Below are 24,508 nucleotides of genomic sequence, written 5' to 3'. Positions count from 1 at the left end.
ATTGATAAAGCTTCCTGCCATACCTTATTCGAAGCCAATTTACCTCTACCTACTCACTTCGCATTCCTTGAAGAAGGAATCTTCTTGACTAAAACGTATAAAAAAGTTGGGGATTTCCCCAACTTTTTTATACGTTTATTGTCTTATTAATCCTGTAGATGTAACCCCATATGTTCTTTTCTTTCCGATATATTCCTGTTTTCCATTCTCAAGGTTAGTTAAAGTCGCGCGTGTTTTTTTCCTTTGCTGCTTCCCCTCCTATATGAGTAAATTCTATATAATCTCCCTCTTTTACAGGTACTGTTTGCGTTTCAGCATTTTGTTGTCTATTTCCCATAATTTCCTTATTGTACATAACGCTACCAGATGAGTTCTGGACTTTAATACTTGCATATGTGCTATTGAAATAAGAATGCGGTACACCAGTTTCTAATATTCGCTTTAAAACTTAGATATATTTAATATTTTTTTCACTACTATTATTAATCAAATTATAGTATTTTGTATTAAAATCTTATGATTTAGGACTAAATAACTTAATTGATCACACTATTTGACTCATAATTGTTTACCAGAAAAACGTTATGTAAACTTTCTATTTGTCAATTAGACAAAATAGTTTATTTGCTGGTACCTTATCATTAGCTAGAAAGACCCTACTAACAAAACGTAGACTCCTTTAGGTATCTAAACATTACATATATTTCAAACGTAAATTCCTCTATCGTTAACACCTGCCCAATTCCAGCGTTGTTTACAAGGATATCAAATGTAGTATCACCTATATATTTTTGAAGAGATTGATCCATCATTGAATACAATTTATTAATGCCATTAAAAGTACTTAAGTCTGCACGAATCGCAAATGCGGAACCTCCATCTTTTTAAATTTTATCCACTACACTTTCTGCTTCTTCTTTTCTTTTACTATAGTGAACAACGACTAACGCACCAGCCTGTGCCAAATGTAAGGCAATACTTCGACCTATCCCTCTACTAGCCCCTGTTACTAATGCAATTTTCCCCTTCAATTTATTCATCTCATCATCCCCTTGTTTAAAAAAATCTACTTAGTTATATCACAAGATACGCTTTGAAATGTTGCTCACTAATTTGATATCCATAAAACCAAAAGGCCCACTCATAATTATAAGAGTCGGCCTTTTCACTTCACATATTCATTAGCTTTACATACAGCATCCCTAACTGTTATGTACTTTGTACTAAGTATAATAAAGACTCTAAATGGTATTATAGGTAAAGCCAACTTAAACTAAAGTTAATTCATATACATTTTGCTTAGAGTCTCTGCCTTTAAACAGTTCATTTAGGATTCTATGCATATATTCAATAAAATTTCAGCAATGCCTGTATTTTTCATCTTTCATATTTTTCTTTGTTAGCTATGAGTATACTTAAAAAACTAAAAACTATTTGATAATCTTTTAGAATCTAACTTTCTTTTAATACTATTTGCTATTTCTTCAATATTTTCATTTAGAAAGAAATGATTACCTTCAAAAGAATGAAAAGTACACGTTTTACTTGTGTATCGTTCCCATTTTATTACTTGATCATATGTAGTAAATTCATCATTTTCCCCATTAAATATAAGAAAATCAATATCACATGGTTGTGTATTTTTGTCATGAATATACGTCTCAACGATTTTAAAATCTGCTCTTAGAATAGGGAGAAAAATCTCCATTAATTCTTCTGATTGCAGTACCCCAGATGGTGTACCTCCCATTGCAATAACTTCTCTTTTAAATTGCTCATTAGAAAGATTATGTCGGATATTTTTTATTTTACTATTTGGATGATTTCTACCGGACAAAACAAGAAATTCAGGCGATACGTTTTTAGAATCTTTTATTTTTCTGGCTACTTCATAGGCGATCAAACTTCCCATGCTATGCCCGAATAGAATGTAGGGCGAATCATCTATCTGCATAACTATTTTATTGTAGACATCATTTACTGCCTCTTCCATACTTTGGTACAAGTTTTCTTCAATTCTATATCCTCTACCAGCTAACTCTATCGGGACTACCTCAATATATGGATTAAAGTGATTTTTCCATTTTGCGTAACTAAACGCAGATCCCCCAGCATGTGGAAAGCAAAAAAGTTTAGTCTTCTGCATTGATTTTCTCCTTACTTTCAAATTTGTATATATTTTGGCAAATTGCATAAATGTCTTTAATTATTATCTCTTGCGGAAATTCATCCCTTGTTGCACAAGCAGATAACTTATAATTTGGATCAATGTTATATTGTTTAAAGTAAAAGTTTTTAGGTATATTCTTGTATGAAATTAAAGTTCGTGATTCTTTTTTTATAGAGAATGAATTTAATGGGGTATAAAGCCCTTTTCCAATCGTTTTTATATAGCTTTCTTTTAATGTCCATAAATCAAAAAAACAATTAATTTGTTCATCAGAATTCATATTAGATATATCATAAAATTCATCCGCTGAAAAAAATTCTTTTGCTAATTTAAGAGCCTCTATCTCTGAAATCTTTTCTATATCAATACCCACATTAAAATTAGCAGTAGTACAAACCACCCATTCTCCTGAATGTGACAGATTAAAATGAAAGTCAGAAAAATTTTCAACAAAAGGTTTTCCATACTCATTATATTTAAATCTAATTTCTTCATTATTAATTTTATACTTTTGGCAGATTAGAGATCGGATTAGTAAATCCCCTATCAGGGTCCTATTAACGTCACATGAGTTTAATAAACGCTTCATTCGTTCTTTCTTCTCATTTGAAACTAAGTTACTAAGTTGCTTAAACAAATGACTTTCAATATTCTTTGGTATTTTCACAGCTTGAATGTGTATGATAAATCACTTCCTTTTTTAAAAGATGGCTTCATATATGTGCGTTACATAAATTCAAATTAACTTTATTAAATTGCAAATACAATAGAAAAGGTGCATATTTACATATCAATGAAAATATGCACCTTTCCTCAGTAATATCATCAGGCATTCGCTTCTATTACAAAGATTTCTATGTCTCTACCAATTACTTTTTACATTATCCTCTTAAAAAGTAATACTCTTGATATATTCATTATTGCCTACACTTTATTTGCAGTTATTAGGCTGCCCTTTTCGTTCATAGCGTTGCATCTTTTGCACTCTCTACTTTTCAGTTAATGAAAGGGATGTTTCTTTTATCCCTTCAAATTCATTTAATAGGTACTTAGCTATCTTTTCAACTGCGGGGAAGTCTACTATTTCCTCATGTGATCCAGGGACAGAATACTTATTTACTCTTCCTTTTAATAAATGTCCCCAATCTGTAAACAACTCTTTTCCTTCCTCAGCACTAAAATAGAGAACTTCTCCAGAGTATGGTATTAAATCATGATCTGCCATTATGTTCAGGCATTTCCTATGAGCATTGATAACTTGCTTCAAATTCATAAGATCTGCATCAGGCGGGAGTACTCCTTCCATAATTAATCGCTCTACAAGCATATCTTGTTCATGGAAGAGGCCTTCCCCCTGCTCAGTAAGATCTCTAGGAATGAAATGCTCATATATATATGAGAGCATATCCTCCGTTGTTTTATAGTCCTGCTCTGAAGGTACTTTAGTATCCATTAGTATCAACAACTCAACTTCCTCACCTTGATTCTTTAGTACAGTTGCGATTTCATAAGCAATCGCACCGCCTAAAGACCATCCTCCAAGACGATATGGACCTTCTGGCTGGACACGTTTGATTTCTTCAATGTAAAGTTGAATTACTTCCGGCAAGGTCAATTCATCAATTTCTCCCTTTTCTATAAGAGGATTCTGTAAACCATAAAATGAACAATGGTTCTTAAGTAATCTTGCTAGTTGAATGTAACAGAATACATTCCCCATAAACGGATGAACACAGAAGAAAGGGCTTTTTTCTGATTCTTGTAGTGGAACTAGCGCTGCTACTGATTTCGTCATATCATGCTTATCACGAATAAGGCATGCGATTCCTTCCAATGTTGGATTCTTAATCAATGTTGACACCTTAATCTCTTTTCCAAACTTCTCCCTAATTTTTGAAACTAATTTAATTACAAGGAGAGAATGTCCTCCTCTATTAAAGAAATCATCATTTACATAGACATCTTCTATCTGTAACACATCCTGCCAGATTTTAATCAACTGATATTCAATTTCATCCCTTGGAATGATTGGTGTAGAGAAGTTATTTTCTCTATGAATAGTTAAATTGTTCAATGCCTTTCGATCAACTTTGCCATTTGTTGTAAGAGGAATCTCGTCTACCTTAATAAAGTGAGCGGGAACCATATAATTTGGTACTTGTGTCTTGAGATACTCACGCCACTCATGCATACTACCATCTCCAACTACATAAGCAACCAATCTCTGCTCTCCTAATTTATCCTCTGTTACCAAAACTACTGCTTCTTTTACCAATGGATGCCTCTCTATACTCGCTTCAATCTCTTCAAGTTCAATACGAAAGCCCCTAATTTTCACTTGATTATCAATTCTTCTCAAGTAATCTAAATTACCATCAGGTAAATAACGAACCAAATCTCCCGTACGATATAAACGTTCTTCTTCCTTAAATGGATGACGGATGAATCGCTCTGCTGTTAATTCTGGGCGATTCAAGTATTCTCTCGCTATACCTGCACCCCCAATATATAGCTCACCTGTTACACCAACTGGAACAGGTAACAAATTTTTATCCAATACATAAGTTTGAACGTTCGGCAACGGACGTCCAATTGTTACTCTCTTACTATCTTTTTTGATATGATAGCATGTTGCATCAACCGTACATTCTGTAGGACCGTATACGTTATAAAAATCAATCTTTTCAGTCTCTACTAGCTGTTCCCATAATGACGGCATGATTGCTTCACCACCGACCAATATCTTGCTTGGTACATGAACATCAGCACTTATTTCTAGCAATCCTCCATCTATTAGTAATTGAAGTAATGAAGGTGTCATATCAAACATTTCCAATTTATTCTCCCTAATATAGGACACAAATTGTTCTGGATTAGTGCGAACTTCACTTGGAATAATATATAAACTTGAACCATAAAGCAGCATTTGTAATTGCTGAATAGATACATCAAAGGCAATTGATGCATTCAAACCAACGCGCATATTACTAGGTATCTCATGTGAGAAAACTTCTTTTTGTAAACCATATGATAAGTTTATTACAGAATGGTGCTGTACTAAAGCTCCCTTTGGATTCCCTGTCGAACCAGAAGTGTAGATAACATACGCTAAGTTTTCCCCTGTTACCTCACATATTGGTGAAAGTTTGCTTTCTTGAGAAAGCATTGCTTGGTCCCTATCTAGGCAAACTGTCTTAATGTCTTTAGGAATCCAACCTAGTAATACTTCATTTGTAACTAACACTTTAATTCCTGTGTCTTCTAAAATATATTGTAGGCGGCTTTCCGGATTCGATGGATCTAATGGAACATAGGCTGCTCCAGCCTTCCAAATTCCCATGAGACCAACAACCATCTCAACTGAACGCTCAAAGCAAAGGCCAACTAATGACTCTGTCCCAATTCCACATTTCTGTAAATGATGGGCTAATTGATTAGCTCTTTCATTCAGCTCTCGATATGTTAGTTGCTGTTTTTCATCTACCACTGCCAACGCGTCAGGCGTACGATTTACTTGCTCTTCGAATAGTTGATGGATTGCATTCTCACGTGGATAGGATATAGTATTATTATTCCATTCTTCCAATAGCTTTCTTTGTTCAGCTTCCGTAATATATACTAGCTCCGATAGATTTTGATCAATGTTTTTGAGCATTTGCATTAACACTTTGTGTAAATGACCCAGCATTCGTTCAATGGTTACTCTATTAAACTTACTACGGTCATACATTAACTTTAACGATAACTGGATTCCTGGAACTACAGCTAACCCTAATGGGTAGTGGGTTTGTTCTACCCCTTCCAATTCACCAATTTCCAGATTTTCTGAAGACTCCTCTTTCACTGGATAATTTTCAAACACATATAAACTATTGAACAGCGGTATTCCTCTAGGAACTTCACTCCACCCCTGAATCTCTGTCAAAGAAGCATACTCATATTGTCTTCTTTCTATCTCTTCCTCTTGTATCTTCTGCAACCAATCTATTAATTTTATATCATCCATCAATTGAATTCGCGTCGGTGACGTTGTAATGAAAGGACCTACGATGTTTTCAACATCAATAATCTCCGTAGAACGCCCTGAGCTTGTTACACCAAAAACAATGTCATTTTCTCCACTATATCGGCTCATGAGATATGCCCATGCACCTTGAATTACTGTACTCAAAGTAAGTTTATTGCGTTTCGCCCATCCTTGTAACGCTTGAGTCTGCTCTTCTGATAAATACGTAACCTTCTCTGTGTAACCTTTTTCTTCCTCTTTACTTTCTAAGCCCAGCAAAGTTGGCGCAGTAAAACCTTTTAGCTTCTCTCTCCAGAATTGTTCCGCCTGCTCCTTATCTTGCTCTCTTAACCATTGGATATATTTCTTATATGGTGAGGACTTAGGTAACTTCACAGCTTCTCCATTCATTCTCTTCTGATAGACTGTAAGTAATTCATTAAATACTAATGGTAAACTCCATCCATCCAGTAAAATATGGTGATGGGTCCAAACAATCCGATATTCTTCCTCACCTTCTTGAATGACTGTTACCCGCATCAATGGTGCTTCATCAAATTGGAAGGCTTGTTTTCGATCTAATGCCAAAAAGACTTTTCTTTTTTCCTCTATCTCTTCACTTGTCATTGTACGCCAGTCTTCTTTGTTCACTTTAAATGGGATATTTTCATACACCACTTGTACAGGTTTTTCAATTCCGTCCCATACAAATGCTGTACGAAAAATTTCATGCCGCTGAATTACAGATTTCCACGCCTGCTCAAATGTAGGAATATTCATTTTTCCTCGAATCATAAAACTCAATTGCACTATATACGGTGCAACATGTTCATCCCCTTGGTCATGCAATGTGTGGAAAATCATACCTTCTTGCAAAGATGATAGTGGATATAAATCAGTAATCTGATTGTTCTTTCCACGATGCATTTTGTTTAGTACATTTGTCAAACCTTCTTGGCTAAGATTAGCCATTGCAAAATCCGAAATGGTCAGTGCAGATTCTCTATCTGAAAATTGAATCAATGTACTCAGTTGATATAGCATATTCTGTGCAATACTTTGAATCGTTGATTTGGCAAATTGTCCAACATTGTATACCCAAGTGAACTGAAGTTTTCCATCCGTTACAACCCCAATTACATCAATTACATGCGATCGCTTGGAACCGGCAGCATGATCTAAACGCTTAAATTCGTTCTCCGGAATAAACATTGCATCGTTAGAAAACATTTGGTCAAATTGTCCAAGATAGTTAAAACTAATAGACGGTGTATATTGGGAGCTTAATTGCTCACACATTGTTGCGTTCATGTAACGCAACACCCCATAATCAACACCCTTATTAGGAATTTTGCGAACTTGTTCTTTAACTGCTTTTAATGCTTCAATTGGCGTATTAGCACTAGTAATATTTAAATGAACTGGGTAAATACTTGTAAACCATCCCACAGTTCTCGATAAATCAACATCTTCAATAATCTCTTCTCGACCATGTCCCTCTAAATCTACGCTCAATGTCGGCTGCCCCGTACATGCTGCCGTAGCTTGTACCAATGCTGCTAATAATACTTCATTGATTTGGACACGGTGAGTGCTTAAAGTCTCTTGCAATAACATACGGGTCTCATTCTCATTTAACACCACAGTAATTTCCTCAGTTACTGCGCTTACTGGATTACTTATAGTACCATCTACCGGCAATTTAACTACGTCTTGTTCAGCCTGCTCCTCCCAGTAATGTAGCACTTCTTTTGATAGTCCAGTTTCAGCGTAATGATGTAATTTCTCCGACCATTCTTTAAAAGATGTACTCTTCATAGGTAATTGAATTTTCTGACCTTGGACTACTTGCGTATATGCTGTTTGCAAATCTTCCAATAAAATTCGCCAAGAAACACCATCCACGGCTAAATGATGAATTGTCCAAAATAATCGGCCAGCGTGCTCACCTTCATCAAAATACACCATTCTCATTAGCGGACCATCATGTAAATTCAAACTTTCTTGTGCAACATTAATCTCTTTTTGAATAACCTGATGCCAATCAGCTTCCGGTACTTCGTCTAATGAAATGACAGTAAGCATCAATTGTTCTTCTATTCCTTCATTCCACTGTTTCCAAACCCCATTAGGTAAACGTTCATATCTTAAACGCAGAGCATCATGATGAAGTAGAAGGTTACCTGCCGCCTTTTCCAGTGATCCTATGTCCAATTTCTCTTTCGTTCTAAAGAACATGGATTGATTCCAATGATGTGGGTTAGGATGATTTTGTGCAAAAAACCTTTGCTGAATAGGTGTAAGTATCGTCTCTCCAGTTATAATTCCCTGTTCAGCTTGTACACCTTGTTCTTCTTTGACTACTTGCGCCAACTCAGCAATCGTTTGGTGTTCAAATATTTGTTTTGGTGTCAATTGTAAACCAGCTTGCTTCGCGCGCGAGACAATCTGAATGCTAAGAATTGAATCTCCACCAATTTCAAAGAAGTTATCATTCATACCAATACGTTTTGAACCTAGCACACGTTCCCAAATGATAGAAAGCTTATGTTCACGTTCATTTCTTGGGGGCACGTATCCTTCTTGTGTTCCTTGATAATCTGGTATAGGTAACGATTTCCGATCAATCTTTCCATTTATGGTTAGCGGTAATTCTTTCATTTCGACAAAGTAGGAAGGTATCATATGGATTGGCAGTTTTGTTTTAAGATACTCTCGCCATTCTTCTAAACTGCCTTCGTCCACTACATAAGCTACCAGCCTCTTATCTCCCGACTGATTTTCCCTAACCATTACAACTGCCTCTTTTACCAAGTCATGCTCTTGTAAAGTCGACTCAATCTCTCCAAGTTCAATTCGAAATCCTCTAATCTTCACTTGATTATCCATTCTTCCTAAGTAGTCTATATTACCATCAGGAAGATATCTCACAAGATCACCTGTTCTATATAACCTCTCGCCTTCTTTGAATGGATGAGAAATAAATCGTTCGGATGTTAACTCTGGACGATTCAAGTACCCCCTTGCTAGACCTGCTCCTCCGATATAAAGTTCCCCCATCACACCAACTGGAACTGGCAACCTATTTCTATCTAATACATAAGTGTGGATGTTAGGCAATGGACGCCCAATTGTTACTCTCTTACTATCTTTTTTGATATGATAGCATGTTGCATCAACCGTACATTCTGTAGGACCATATACATTATAAAACTGTATTTTATCAGTCTCTACTAGCTGTTCCCATAATGACGGCATAATCGCTTCGCCGCCAACCAATACCTTACTTGGAACATGAACACCATCGTACGTTTCTAACAATCCGGCATCTATAAGTAATTGAAGCATTGAAGGTGTTATATCAAAGACTGCTAACTTGTTCTCCCTAATATAAGCTACAAACTGTTCCGGATCACTTCGTACTTCATTCGGAATAATATACAAACTTGAACCATAAAGCAGCATTTGTAATTGCTGGATAGATGCATCAAAGGCAATTGACGCATTTAAACCGACATGCATGTTAGATGGTATCTCATGTTCGAAAACCTCTTTTTGTAAACCATACGACAAGTTTAGTACAGAATGATGCTGTATCAAGACACCCTTTGGATTCCCCGTTGATCCTGAAGTATAGATAACATACGCTAAGTCTTCTCCTGTTACTTCACATTTTGGTGAAAGAATGCTTTCTTGCGAAATCATTGTTTGATCCCTATCTAGACAAACTATCTTGATTTCTTTAGGTATCCAATCTTTCAATGACTCGTTCGTAACTAATACTTGGATTCCAGTGTCCTCCAAAATATATCGTAGGCGACTTTCTGGATATGATGGGTCTAATGGAACATAGGCTGCTCCAGCCTTCCAAATCCCCATAATACTAACAACCATCTCAATTGAACGCTCAAAGCAAAGTCCAACCAATGATTCATTCCCAATTCCGCATTGCTGAAGATAGTGGGCCAATTGATTAGCTTTTTCATTCAGCTCTCGATACGTTAACTGCTGTTTTTCATCTACCACTGCTACCGCATCAGGTGTACGATTTACTTGCTCTTCAAACAGCTGATGAATTGTACTTTCCTGTGGATATGCTACAGCACCATTATTCCACTCTTCCAACTGTTTTTGCTGTAATCCTGATAATATAGGCAACTTAGCTAATGATTTATCAGGATTCTCCACGATTACATTCAACCAGTTCCCAAAATGTTCAGCCATGGATTCAATAGTTAAGCTGTCAAATAAATCAGTTCTATAAACAAAAGTAAGTAATAAACCCTCTTCCACTTCTGCAGCAGTTAAACTTAAATCAAACTTAGCGATCGGAGCATTACTTTCCATTACTTCTATATTTCTTCCATGTAGTTCTGGTAGCTTCTGTCCCGTATTTTGCAAAGTAAACATGGTTTGAAAAATCGGAGAATGGCTTGTATTTCGTTCAGGTTGGATAACCTCTACAATTTTCTCAAACGGAACATCTTGATACTCATACGCCTTCAATGCTTTTATCCGTACTTGAGATAACAACTCTTGAAATGCCGGTGCATTACTTAAATCAGCTCGATAAACCAAAGTGTTGACAAAGAAACCAATTAGCCCCTCAATTTCTCGATAATTTCGATTTGCAATTGGGCTACCAACAATAATATCCGTTTGTCCCGTATAACGAGCAAGGAAACTTTGATACGATGCCAATAAGGTCATGAAAAGTGTGGCCCCTTCTTGACGACTTAGTTCGTTTAATTTATCCAGTAATGAGCGTGACAACAAAACATTATGAGTTAATCCATGATGGGTTTGCACTGGCGGACGCGGACGATCCATTGGCAACATTAAGACTGGTAACTCACCAGATAATTCTTCCTTCCAATATGCAAGCTGTTGATATAGTACTTCATCTTTCAACCAGTCTCTTTGCCACTGAGCAAAATCGGCATATTGAACTGGTAGTGGTTGCAGCTCTGCTTGTTTTTCACCAATCGCATTCTCATAAAATGCCATCCATTCTTGAAGCAAGATTTCCATCGACCACCCATCCGAGATAATATGATGCATATTACACAGAAGAACCCATTCTTCTTCTGAAATTCTTATGAGTTTCCCACGGAATAATGGCCCTTGTTCTAAATCAAATGGAGATTCGACTTCAGTTTGAATCCATTGCTCCAACTTTCTTTCTCGCTCCTCTAATGAAAGCTTAGTTAAGTCCATTTGCAGAAGCGGACGAAAAACGTACGGTTGAATCTGCTGCACAGGATGGCCATCCTCTTCATAAAATACAGTCCGCAAAGATTCATGACGCTCTATCAACTGATTCCATCCCAACTCCAATGCCTCAGGTAACCAATTCCCTGTAAGACGGCATACCATTGGCATATTATAAAGTGCACTATTAGGTGCAAATTGATCAATAAACCATAAGCGCTGTTGGGCATAAGATAGTGGAATATTATTTCCACGTTCCATCGGCACCAATGGTGGAATTTCTCGTTTTTCATTCCCCTTACGTAACTGATCCATTCGTTTCGCTAATGCCTCGATCGTTGAATATTCGAACAGTTCACGTACTGGCAATTTGATTTGAAAGACTTCCTGTAAGCGTGAGACCACTTGTGTAGCAAGTAGAGAGTGACCACCAAGCTCAAAGAAAGAATCCTGAACACCAATGTCTCCTATTCCTAGCACTTGACTCCACACTGAAGCGATAAGTTCTTCCAGCGGAGTTCTTGGGTATACAGTATTTTCAGCGGATTGTTCACTAAGTATAGGCAATGCCTTCAAATCAAGTTTTCCATTCGGTGTAAGTGGTAAAAATTCCATCTCAATAAAGTTTGTTGGAACCATGTAATTTGGTAAATGTGTTTGTAGATGTTCTCGCCATTCATGGACACTTCCTTCACCAACTACATAAGCTACTAATCTCTTATCACCTTGATTATCCTCTCGTACCAATACAACTGCTTCTTTCACAGAAGAATGTGCCTGCAAAACAGCTTCTATTTCTCCCAATTCAATCCGGAAACCACGAATTTTTACTTGGTCATCTATACGTCCATGGAACTGGAGATTACCATCAGAAAGATAACTTGCTTTGTCTCCTGTATAATAGAGACGTTCTCCTGACTTGAAAGGATGTGGAATAAATTTTTCCTTTGTAAGATCCGGACGATTAGCATATCCACGTGCAAGACTCTTCCCTCCAATATAGAGATCTCCAATTACGCCAATTGGTACTAGCTGAAGATGAGAATCTAACACATAAACTTCTGTATTTGCAATCGGTCGACCAATCGATGGCGTACCTGTTGTCACTCCTACAGGTACATAACAATCTGTGGTAACAACGGTATTTTCCGATGGACCATACTGATTAATTACCGCAAAAGGAATATCGTTAGATGGGTACTGCGTTAATTGATCCCCACCAGTAATGATAAAACGAAGATCCGTTTTATCTGGCCAAGATAATTTCAAGAGCCTTTCCAGAATAGGCGTAGGTGCAAAGCTAGCTGTTATTCGTGAATCAATGAGCCAGTCCCTTAGTGCTTCTGGATTAATTCTCAGTTCCTCTGTTGACAAGTAGAGTGCTGCGCCAGCAGTTAGATACGGCCAGATCTCCTGGACAGCCGAATCAAAAGCAACCCCTGCAATCTGAGTCGCACGATCCTCTGCTGAAATATGATAAACTTCCTGATGCCAAGAAACCATATTCATTAATGAGCGATATTCAACCATTACACCCTTCGGTTTTCCTGTAGAACCAGAGGTATAAACAATATAGGCTAAGTTCTCTGGATTTATTTGACGTGTAGGTGCGATTACGCTTTCCACCGTTAATTCTTCTAACCTCACCATTTCGACGTGTGCGAAATGTCCGTCTTGTCCTTCCGCCGTCACTACAAATTGAATTCCTGCATCTTCAATCATGTATTCTAACCTTGATTTTGGATACAACGGATCTAAAACGACATAAGCTCCACCAGCTTTTAAAATGCCTAGTAAACTTACCATCAGCTCAGCTGATCTCGGAAGATAAACCCCTACCACTGACTCTGGGGCTACTCCCTTTCGCTGTAAAACATTTGCCAACTGATTTGCTTGTGTATCCAATTCACCATAAGTCCACTGTTTTGTTTGATCAACTATCGCAATCGCATCAGGACGCCTTGCTACTTGCTCCTCAAATTTGTCGCAAATAAGACCCTGATGGGACATTTCCATTACAGTGTCATTCCATGTTTCTAATAACAAAGTACGCTCGGTTTCTGATAGCATGCTCAGGTCATGCAACGGATTTTGTGGGCGATGAGAAACTTCATGTAGCCATTTCTCAAAGTGTCCTGCCATCCGTTCAATAGTAGTAGCATTGAATAAATCCTTATTGTACTCAAAAGTAAAAAGTAATCCCTCTTCCGTCTCAACTGCCATTACACTTAAATCAAACTTTGCAATTGGACTATGGCTTTCTATCATCTCAATACTTCTACTAGATAACACCGGTAACTCTTGTTTCATATTTTGCAAGATGAACATAGTCTGGAAAATTGGCGAATGACTTGTACTTCGCTCCGGTTGCACAACTTCTACAATTTTTTCAAATGGAATATCTTGATATTCATACGCCTTCAATGCCTTTTGACGAACCTGATACAGTACATCTTGAAATGTCGGTCTACCACTCAAATTAGCTCGATAAACCAGCGTGTTAACGAAGAAACCAATTAGTCCTTCAATTTCTCTATAATTCCGATTCGCAATTGGGCTTCCGACCAGAATATCTTCTTGTCCCGTATAACGAGATAGAAAGCTTTGATATGCAGCTAAAAGCGTCATGAAGAGCGTAGCCCCTTCTTTTCGACTAAGTTCATTCAATTTATCATGTAGCGTGCTTGGCAGAACCATAGTGTATGTCGACCCGTGATGAGTTTGTATTGCGGGACGCGGGCGATCCACAGGAAGTTGGAGTACAGGAAGCTCCCCAGACAATTCTTCCCTCCAATATTGGAGTTGTTGATCAAGCACCTCCTCCTTTAACCATCCTTTTTGCCACTGAGCAAAGTCGGCATATTGAACCGGTAATGGTTCAAGTTCCGCTACCTTTCCATCCGTTGCTTTCTCATAAAATGCCATCCATTCTTCAAGTAGGATTCCCATTGACCATCCATCTGAAATGATATGATGTAGAGTACAAAGGAGTATCCATTCTTCCTCTCCCACGTGCAAAATACTTGTCCTGATTAATGGACCCTCTGTTAAATCAAATGGTACTTCTGTTTCTTGTTGAATTAAACGTTTAACTTCTTCTTCTTGATCTTCAGAAGAAAGCATAGTTAAATCCGTTTTCGGAATTGATTGAAAAGCATACGGTTCAATTTGCTGTACGGGTTGACCATTCACCTCTTGAAAGACCGTCCGCAGTGATTCATGACGTTCTATTAGTTGATTCCATCCCGTTTCCAATGCTTCAAGTAGCCAATTCCCTGTAAGACGGCATACCATTGGCATATTGTAAAGGGCACTATTAGGTGTAAATTGATCAATAAACCATAAACGTTGTTGGGCATAAGATAGTGGAATAGCTTCTCCTCGTTTCATTGGTATTAGTGGCGGAATCTCTCGTTTTTTATCTCCTTTACGTAACTGTTCTAATCGCTTTGCCAGTGACTCCACCGTTGTATATTCAAATAGTTCACGTACTGGTAATTCGATTTGAAAAATTCTCTGTAAACGTGACACTACTTGAGTAGCTAGTAGTGAATGACCACCGATTTCAAAAAAGGAATCCTGAACACTAATATTTTTTATTCCTAACACTTGGCTCCAAACTGAAACGATGAGCTCCTCCACTGGTGTTCGTGATGAAGTAATATCTTCACTTATGAACTGTTCTTCTAATTCCAATAATGCTTTCCGATTCACTTTACCATTTGGAGTGAGTGGCATACCTTCAATTTGGAAAAAGTATGCCGGAACCATATAATGTGGTAATTGCTTCTTGAGATATTCACGCCATTCTCCAGCATCCCCTTCACCCACTACATAAGCTACTAACTGCTTATCTCCTGGTCGTTCTTCCTTCACCAACACGACTGCCTCTTTTACAGATGAGTGATCATGTAAAGCTGCTTCAATTTCTCCCAATTCAATTCGGAATCCTCTAATTTTAACTTGGTTATCTATTCTTCCAATATATTCTAAGTTACGATCATTCATATATCTCACCAAGTCACCCGTTCGATATAATCGTTCCCCGTCCTTAAAAGGATGCGGAATAAAACGTTCAGTAGTTAAATCCGGTCGATTGAAGTAGCCACGTGCCAATCCTACTCCTCCAAGGTAAAGTTCCCCTGCCACACCAATCGGGACCACTTGTTGATATTGATCTAACACATACAACTCTGTATTATCAATTGGACGACCAATCGGAATAATCATTGCTTCTTTTTCTAAATCACAATCGTAATAAGTCACATCCACAGTCGCTTCAGTAGGACCATACAAGTTAATTAACTTTGTTTGCTGAACATTGTAAAAGATCCCCTTAAACCGGCGAACATGCTCAGTGTTTAACGCTTCTCCACTAGTAAAAACTTGAATTAAAGACGATACATCCCTTTTCGAATTATATAGTTCCATATAATCTAAGAAAGTAGATAACATCGACGGAACAAAGTGTATGGTGGACACGCGATATCGTTCAATATACTCCTCAATCACCGCAGGATCTTTCTCTCCTCCTGGTGGAAGTAAACAAACACGTGCTCCTACAAATGACCACCAAAATAATTCCCATACAGAAACATCAAATGAAAACGGTGTCTTTTGTAGGATTGTATCCTCCTCGGACAATGGGTATTTTTTCTGCATCCACTGTAGGCGGTTGATAGCGGAATGATGTTCAATCATTACCCCCTTTGGATTTCCCGTCGAACCCGAAGTGTATATAATATAGGCCAAGTTATTTGCTGTTACTCCACTTACCGGAGCTAAATTACTCTCTTTAGAAATCATCACTTGATCCCGGTCTAAACAAATTGCTTGAATATCTTTAGGTAACCAGTCCTGTAGTGCCTCTTTTGTTAACAGCACTTGAATTTGTGAATTCTCCAAAATATATCTCAGGCGGTTTTCAGGATAACTTGGGTCCAGTGGGACATAAGCCCCACCTGCCTTCAAAATCCCAAAGAGACCGATAATCATATCAGGAGAACGTTCAATACATATACCAACCAATGATTCAGGTCCGATACCTCGTTTTTGTAGAAAATGTGCCAATTGATTCGATTTTTCATTTAGTTCTTGATACGTTAGCTTTCCACCCTCATAAACTACCGCCACTGCGTCAGGTGTCCGTGCAACTTGCTGCTCAAATAGCTCATGAATCATACAATCATGACCATAAACTACGTCCGTATCATTCCATTCTTCTAGGAGTTGTTTTTGCTCAGTATCCGATAACATTGACAGCTTTGTATATGATTCATCTGGATGATACGTGATTTCATTTAGCCAGTTCTCAAAATGTCCTGCCATACGTGCAATGGTACTACTATCAAATAAATCCGTGTTGTATTCAAATGAGACGAATAGACCTTCTTCCACTTCATAGGCAGTTAAGCTCAAATCAAATTTAGCAATAGACATATTACTTTCTACCATTTCAATACTTCTATCAGGCAAATCTAGTCGTTCTTGTTTTATATTCTGTAGCGTAAACATGGTCTGAAATATAGGAGAATGACTCATGCTTCGTTCAGGTTGCACAGCTTCTACCACTTTTTCAAATGGTATATCTTGATATTCGTAAGCTTTTAACGCCTTTTTCTTTGTTTGGTTCAAAATCTCCCGAAAAGTAGGGGTGCCACTCAAATCTGATCGATAAACCAACGTATTAACAAAGAAACCAATTAATCCTTCTACTCCCTTATGGTTCCGATTTGCAATCGGGCTACCAACTAGAATATCTTTTTGTCCCGTATAACGAGCAAGAAAGCTCTGGTATGCGGCCATTAAAGTCATAAATAAAGTAGATCCTTCTTGTCGACTTATATCCTTCAATTGACTGAGCAATTTATAAGGAAAAATCACATGATGCGCAGCCCCAGAGTAAGTCTGCTTAACCGGTCGAGGTCGATCCACTGGCAGTTGTAAGATAGGAAGCTCACCAGACAATTCTTCCTGCCAATACGTAAGCTGACGATTTAGCACATCACCTTGCAACCACCCCTTTTGCCACTTCGCAAAGTCTGCATATTGAATAGATAATGAACTTAATTTAGCAGGATTTCCGCCCGTTTCTTCTTCATAGAAAGCAAGGAATTCATTCATGAATATACCAATGGACCAAGCATCAGAAATAATATGATGCATCGTACACAGTAATAACCATTCATCCTTCTCTAATTGAACAAGCTGATTACGAATTAAAGGACCATTCATTAAATCAAATGGTTCTTGCGCTTCTCTCGCAATTAAACTATCTACCTCTTTTTCTTTTACTTCTAGAGGAAGTTGAGAGTAATCCCTTACAGGTAATGCTCTAGGAAGGAATTCGACAATTTGTTGCACAGGCTGTTCTCCTATTTCTTTAAAAACAGTTCGTAATGATTCATGACGTTCAATGAGTCGATTGAATCCCTTCTCTAATGCTTCAGGTATCCAATTTCCTTTTAGATGCCATACGGTTGGAATATTATATAAAGAACTGTTTGGGTTAAATCTGTCCATAAACCACAAACGTTGTTGTGCATAAGACAACGGGAGTGCTTCTTTATTCTCCTTTTTTTGCATTTGCTTCTGAAGCCATGCTCTCTTCTCAGGAGAAAGTGAACTCAGCTTTGCAAGTAAATCACTTCTCATTTTTTTACCCCTTCCTCAATCAAATTACTCTCAAATATCCCTTGTGCTTCTTCCTCTGATAACTCTTCTAATTGCTTAAGCAGTTCCAGTAATTCTTCATCATTACTCACTTCTGCTTCTTTTTGAATATAATCTTGAAGGCTTATATTCTCCTTACTATCATTCTGCATTTCTTGATTTTTGTTATCGAGCAATTGATCAATCTGTTCTGCCAATTGCTGCACCGTATGAAACATAAATAAATCATGCAATGGTATCTCGATTCCAAAAGCCTCTTTAAGATTGGAAACAGCTTGCGTAGCAAGTAATGAATGTCCACCAATTTCAAAAAACGAATCTTGAATTCCGATGTTTTCCATGCCTAAAACTTCATGCCATATTGAAACAATTGTTTTTTCCGTAGACGTACGAGGAGCAATATAACAACTCGCTATCTCCTGCTTCTCTGGTGCTGGTAAAGCCTTCCTATCAATTTTTCCATTAGGAGTGAGTGGAAATGCATTTAATCCAACAAAATAGGATGGAATCATATAATTTGGTAGTTGGTCCTTGAGATAATCACGCCACTTTTGAGAATCACCGTCTCCTACAACATAGGCAATCAAACGTGGATCGCCAGGATAATCTTCCCGCACCATCACAATAGCTTCGTTAACTAATGTATGCTTTTGTAATACCGCTTCGATTTCTCCTAGTTCAATCCGGAACCCACGAATTTTCACCTGATGATCAATTCGTCCGACATACTCCAAATTTCCATCCGGCAAATACCTTACTAGATCTCCAGTCCGGTATACTCGCTCGTCTTCTTTAAACGGATGCGGTATAAATCGATTTTTCGTTAAGTCAGGGCGTTTTAAATATCCACGTGCTAACCCTGATCCACCAATGTACAACTCACCAACTACACCAATTGGAACCATTTTTTGTTCAGCACTCAATACATATACTTCTGTATTGAAGATTGGTTTACCAATTGGTGGTACCCTATGCATGACACCCTTTTCTAATTCCAGATACGTGGAATACGTAGTATCTTCAGACGGTCCATATAAGTTGAACACCTTCTCAATCGTACTTCTCTCGTATAAATCTTGAACAAGCGGATATGGTAACGGTTCTCCAGCCAAATTCATTACCTTTACTGAAGAAGGAATTGTTTTTGCTCGAACCAGTTCCTTTGCTGCCGATGGCACAGTATTAACCAAAGTCACACCCTTGGTAGACAACTTGTCTAGATGTAGAGCATTTTCAGCGACAATCACCTTACCACCCATCGTTAAGGGAACAAATACTTCAAAAACGGATAAATCAAAAGATAGTGAAGTTGAAGCTAATACTCCCGCTAATTCCTTTCGAGAATACGTATGATGCGCCCAATGAATCATTGTTACTGTATTCCTGTGCTCAATCATTACTCCCTTTGGATTTCCCGTGGAACCTGAAGTATAGATAATATAGGCTAAGTTATCACCCGTCACTTCACTCGTGCATACCGTAGTAACTTCTTGTTCTATTTCTGCTCGATTACGATCAATACAAATGACGTTAACGAATGTAGGTATAACCATTTTTTGTTGTAACTTTTCCTGTGTCACCAGTACCTTTATTTGAGCATCTTCTAAAATGTACTGCAGTCGACTTTCCGGATACGCTGGATCAATTGGGACATATGCTCCTCCCGCCTTCATAATTCCTAAGAGACCGACAATCATCTCGGATGAACGTGTAACGCAAATCCCAACCAATGTTTCGCATGTTACACCATTTTTTTGTAAATAATGTGCCAACTGATTCGAGCGTTCGTCCAACTCTCGATATGTTAGTTCTTCATCTTCGCACACTACTGCAATTGCTTCTGGTGTTTTTTCCACTTGTTCTTCAAACATTGTATGAATCGTACTATCTTCTATATCTATAACGGCTGATTCATTCCATTCCTCTAGTAGTTGCTTATATTCCACTTTCGATAACATATTCAATTCTGATAATAAACATTTTGGATAAGAGGCAATTTGATTTAACCAATGTTCAAAATGATTTACCATACGTTTAATGGTTGTATCATTAAACAAATCAGTATTATATTCAAAGGTTAGTGATAATCCTTCTTCCGTCTCAGAAGCAAATAAACTCAAATCAAATTTGGCAACAGAAACATGGCTTTCCATGAGTTCCATTTGTCTTTCGGATAGCTGAAGAAACTCTTGTTTCGTATTCTGTAAAGTAAACATAGTTTGGAATATTGGTGAATGACTTGTATTCCGTTCAGGTTTTACGGATTCTACCACTTTCTCAAATGGGATGTCCTGATACTCGTATGCTTTTAGTGCTTTTTTTCTTATCTGCGACAATAGTTCTTGGAACGTCGGATTTCCACTGAAATCAGCTCGATAAACTAACGTATTTGCAAAGAATCCTATTAATCCCTCAATCTCTTTCACATTTCGATTAGCGATGGGGCTTCCAACTATAATGTCGTCCTGTCCTGTATAACGAGAAAGGAAGCTTTGATACGCTGCCATCAATGTCATAAATAAAGTGCATCCTTCTTGCAAACTTAAATCTTTGAGCTTTTCCTGTAAGGAATTCGCCACTATTAAGGACTGACTTGCACCACGATGGGTTTGAACTGCAGGTCGAGGACGATCCATCGGTAATTGTAAAACCGGTAGTTCCCCAGATAATTCTTCCTTCCAATATTGAAGATGCTGATTCAAACTCTCCTCTTTTTGCCATTCCTTCTGCCACATGACAAAATCTGCATATTGGATAGATAACTCCTTCAATTCCACTGGTTTTCCGGTTAGTGCTCCTTCATAAAAAGCCATCCATTCTTCAAGTAAGATTCCCATTGACCATCCATCTGAAATAATATGATGCATCGTACAAATGAGAACCCATTCTCCCCTGTCCACTTTCAATATTCGTGTTCGAATCAGAGGACCTTGTCCAAAATGAAATGGTTCCTCCGCCTCGTTTTGAATAAGGCGTTTCATTTCTCTTTCCCTATCTTCCAAAGAAAGATCTGTTAGATTCGTTTGAGGAATATGCCTGAACACATGAGATTGAACCTGTTGAAAAGGTTCACCCTCTTGTTCTAGAATTGTCGTCCTTAATGATTCATGACGCTCCAACAATTGATTCCATCCGACCTCCAATGCTTCAATTGACCATTTACCTGTTAAGCGACACGCTGCATGAATATTGTACATAGCACTATTTGGCATTAATTGATCAATAAACCATAGACGTTTCTGCGCATAGGAAAGTGGGATAACTTCTTCTCGTTTCATAGGTACAAGAGGAGCAACCTCTCGTTTTTTATCTTCTTTTCGTAACTGATCCACTCGTTTCGCCAATGCTTCCACTGTATCGTGCTTGAAAAGTTCACGTAATGGAATTTTAATTTGGAACATTTCTTGCAATCTAGAGACAATTTGAGTAGCAAGTAGTGAGTGCCCACCACGTTCAAAGAAGGAATCCTGAATGCCAATATTTTCTGTTCCTAACACTTGACTCCAAACCGAGGCAATAAGCTCTTCCGATGGCGTCCGAGGTAGCACATTTAAATCTTCAATAGCTTGCTCATCAGGTGCTGGCAAGGCCTTTCGGTCAATTTTCCCATTTGGAGTAAGCGGGAAGTGTTCTAAATCTATAAAGTGCGCTGGAATCATATGATTTGGTAATTGTTTTTGTAAATACTCTCTCCACTCCTCGGTATTTCCATCGCTTATTACATATGCAACCAATCGTTGATCACCTGGACGATCTTCTCTAACTAATACGACAGCCTCTTTAATAAACGAACATTTTTCTAAAGTCGCTTCAATTTCTCCTAATTCAATCCTAAAACCACGCATTTTGACTTGGTGGTCCATTCTACCTATAAATTCTAAATTCCCATCAGTTAAATATCTTACTGAATCTCCTGTTCGATATAGTCGTTCCCCAAATCGATATGGATGCGAAACGAATTTTTCAGCAGTAAGATTCGGACGATTTAAGTATCCACGTGCTAAACCAGCACCACCAATATATAACTCACCCTCAATTCCTATTGATTGCAAGCGTTGATTTTGGTCTAATACATATAATTGCGTGTTCTGTATTGGCTGCCCAATAGAAACAAATTCTTGATTAGGCTGAATATCAAATGCATTCACATAAATAGTGGCTTCAGTTGGCCCATAAAAGTTGGTTAATTTCACTTGTCCACTATAATTCCATTTCTGTTGAAATCGTCTAACCAACCCTGAACTTAGTTCTTCTCCACCAGAAAATACATGGCGTACGGACGAACAATTCATGTTCAATTCAATATGATTGAAGTGGTCTAAGAAAACAGATAACATCGAAGGTACAAATTGAACTATAGTAACCTGATGTTGTTTAATCACTTCAGCTATAATAGAAGGATCTTTTTCTCCACCTGGAGGTAGGAAAGATACACTTGCACCAACGTGAATGCCCCAAAACAATTCCCAAACAGAGACATCAAATGAGAATGGCGTTTTCTGCAAGACCACATCCTTTTCAGAAAGCGGATATTTATGTTGCATCCATTCTAGATAATTAATTACTGAATGATGCTCAATCATTACTCCCTTTGGATTCCCTGTAGATCCTGAAGTATACATAACATACGCTAAATTTTCTCCTGTTACACCACTTATACATGGGGTTGATTCTTCTTTTTCAATTGCAGTGTAATCTTTATTCATACAAATCGTTTCTATATTTTCAGATACAAACAAATTTTTAGAATTCTCTTCCGTCACTAGTACTTCGATTCCAGCATCCTCTAATATATATCGAAGTCGACTCTCTGGATAAGTAGGGTCAAGTGGAACATACGCTGCTCCTGATTTTAGAATACCTAATAACGCTATCATCATTTGTAATGAACGTTCCATATATACCCCAACTAGAGACTCTGGGCCTACACCATGCTTTTGTAGATAATGAGCTAGCTGATTTGCACGCTTCTCCAACTCTTTATAGGTAATTTGTTCATTTTCGTAACTAGCCGCGATTGCTTCCGGTGTTTTTTTAACTTGCTCCTCAAACATCGTATGAATCATGCCTTCAGCCGAATAATTAAATTGAGTATGATTCCATTCCTCTAGTAACTGTATCTGTTCTTCTTCTGTTAAATGAGTAATTTCAAATAGTTTTGAATCTAGGCTCTTCGTCATCTGAATTAATATTTGCAATAAGTGATTCTGAATCAGATTTATTGTTTCTTCATTAAAATAGCTTCGATCATACATCAACTTTAAAGTAATTTTCTTACCGGGCATTACAATGAGTGTTAAAGGATAATTTGTTTGTTCCGTGCTTGTAACATCTAGTAATCTTAAATCATCATTTCTCTCACCTTGAATTGGATAATTTTCAAACACATACAAGGTATGAAATAAGGAGCTATTTCGCGGAACCTCACTCCAGCCTTGAATATCTATCAACGAATTATACTCATACTGTCTTCGTTCCATTTCTTTCATTTGTATTTTACGAAGCCAATCTACTACTGATGTATTATCCGTTAATCGAATTCTGGTAGGTAATGTGTTAATAAATAGCCCCACCATATTCTCTGCTCCCATTAAATCAGTAGGACGTCCAGCGCTAGTTACGCCAAATACGACGTCACTGTCACCGCTATACCTACTCATCAAATAAGCCCATGCACCTTGTACTAACGTATTCAACGTTAATCGACTATTTCGTACCCACTCTTGTAACTTCTCAGTAAGTTTCTCAGATACTTGATAAACACACTCTCCATAGCCCTTCTCTTGTCCTTGATCCTTTCTTTCCATTGCTAATGGCGTAGGTGCATAGAACCCTTTTAATTCTTCTTTCCAAAATTCCTCTGCTTGACTTTGATCTTGTTTATTTATCCACTGGATATATTTTTTATAAGGAAGAGATTTAGGAAGAGTCAATAATTCTCCCTTTATCATCTTGAGATAAACTTCCATCACTTCACTAAAGACCAATGACACACTCCATCCATCTAGCAAAATATGATGATGTGTCCAAATAATTCTCGTTTCCTCTTTTGCTTCTTTAATCGCAGTGACTCTCATCAATGGTGCTTCATCCAATAAAAATCCTTTTCTACGATCTACATTCAAAAACTGTTGTAATTTCTTCACCCTTTCCTCATGTGGATAGGTGCTCCAATCCTCTTGATGAATAGTAAAAGGAAGACGTTGGTAAACCGCTTGTAGTGGCTTTTCTACTTCCTCCCATACAAATACTGAACGTAAAACCTCATGTCGATTAATAACATATTCCCAAGCCTTTTCAAAAGTATCAACATCCAATTGCCCCCCGAGCAAGAAACCTACTTGTACAATATAGGAAAAAGAATGTTCATCATCTTGATCGTATAAAGTATGAAACAGTATTCCTTTTTGCAAAGGTGATAAACCATATATATCAATAACGTCTCCCAT

4 protein-coding genes and 2 pseudogenes are annotated in these 24,508 nt (G+C 37.7%); all 6 read right to left on the bottom strand.

Going from position 1 to position 24,508, the window contains the following annotated elements; translation table 11 throughout:
• Window positions 1-135: 135 nt before the first annotated feature.
• Window positions 136-445: pseudogene (locus tag BHV55_RS12315) on the bottom strand (putative mucin/carbohydrate-binding domain-containing protein); the annotation flags it as partial.
• A gap of 253 nt (window positions 446-698) precedes the next feature.
• A pseudogene (locus BHV55_RS27670) lies at window positions 699-1,040 on the bottom strand (SDR family NAD(P)-dependent oxidoreductase); the annotation flags it as partial.
• 383 nt (window positions 1,041-1,423) lie between these two features.
• Window positions 1,424-2,146 (bottom strand): thioesterase II family protein, encoded by a 723-nt coding sequence (locus tag BHV55_RS12305; protein WP_001172937.1) that lies wholly within the window; start codon window positions 2,144-2,146, stop codon window positions 1,424-1,426.
• Entirely contained in the window at window positions 2,133-2,837 is a 705-nt protein-coding gene (locus BHV55_RS12300; protein ID WP_000701216.1) for a 4'-phosphopantetheinyl transferase family protein, read from the bottom strand. Before BHV55_RS12300 ends, BHV55_RS12305 begins: the two co-directional genes overlap by 14 nt.
• A gap of 321 nt (window positions 2,838-3,158) precedes the next feature.
• On the bottom strand, window positions 3,159-18,041 hold the full coding sequence (locus BHV55_RS12295; RefSeq protein ID WP_070758107.1) for a non-ribosomal peptide synthetase: 14,883 nt from the start codon (window positions 18,039-18,041) through the stop codon (window positions 3,159-3,161).
• Window positions 18,038-24,508: a non-ribosomal peptide synthetase gene (locus BHV55_RS12290; RefSeq protein ID WP_070758105.1), complete on the bottom strand. Its 6,471-nt coding sequence runs from the start codon at window positions 24,506-24,508 to the stop codon at window positions 18,038-18,040. The genes BHV55_RS12295 and BHV55_RS12290 overlap by 4 nt, the downstream gene beginning before the upstream one ends.

Origin of the sequence: Bacillus sp. RZ2MS9, assembly GCF_001816185.2 — a bacterium.
GTDB classification, from domain to species: Bacteria; Bacillota; Bacilli; order Bacillales; family Bacillaceae_G; genus Bacillus_A; species Bacillus_A cereus.
Note: the sequence above shows the minus strand (reverse complement) of the source record. Positions and strands in the feature narration are given on the sequence as shown.

What these genes read in the sequence shown, in the direction of transcription:
- BHV55_RS12305 (WP_001172937.1), bottom strand. Translation starts at nt 2,146, where the DNA reads ATGCAGAAGACTAAACTTTTTTGCTTTCCACATGCTGGGGGATCTGCG.
- BHV55_RS12290 (WP_070758105.1), bottom strand. Translation starts at nt 24,508, where the DNA reads ATGGGAGACGTTATTGATATATATGGTTTATCACCTTTGCAAAAAGGA.
- BHV55_RS12295 (WP_070758107.1), bottom strand. Translation starts at nt 18,041, where the DNA reads ATGAGAAGTGATTTACTTGCAAAGCTGAGTTCACTTTCTCCTGAGAAG.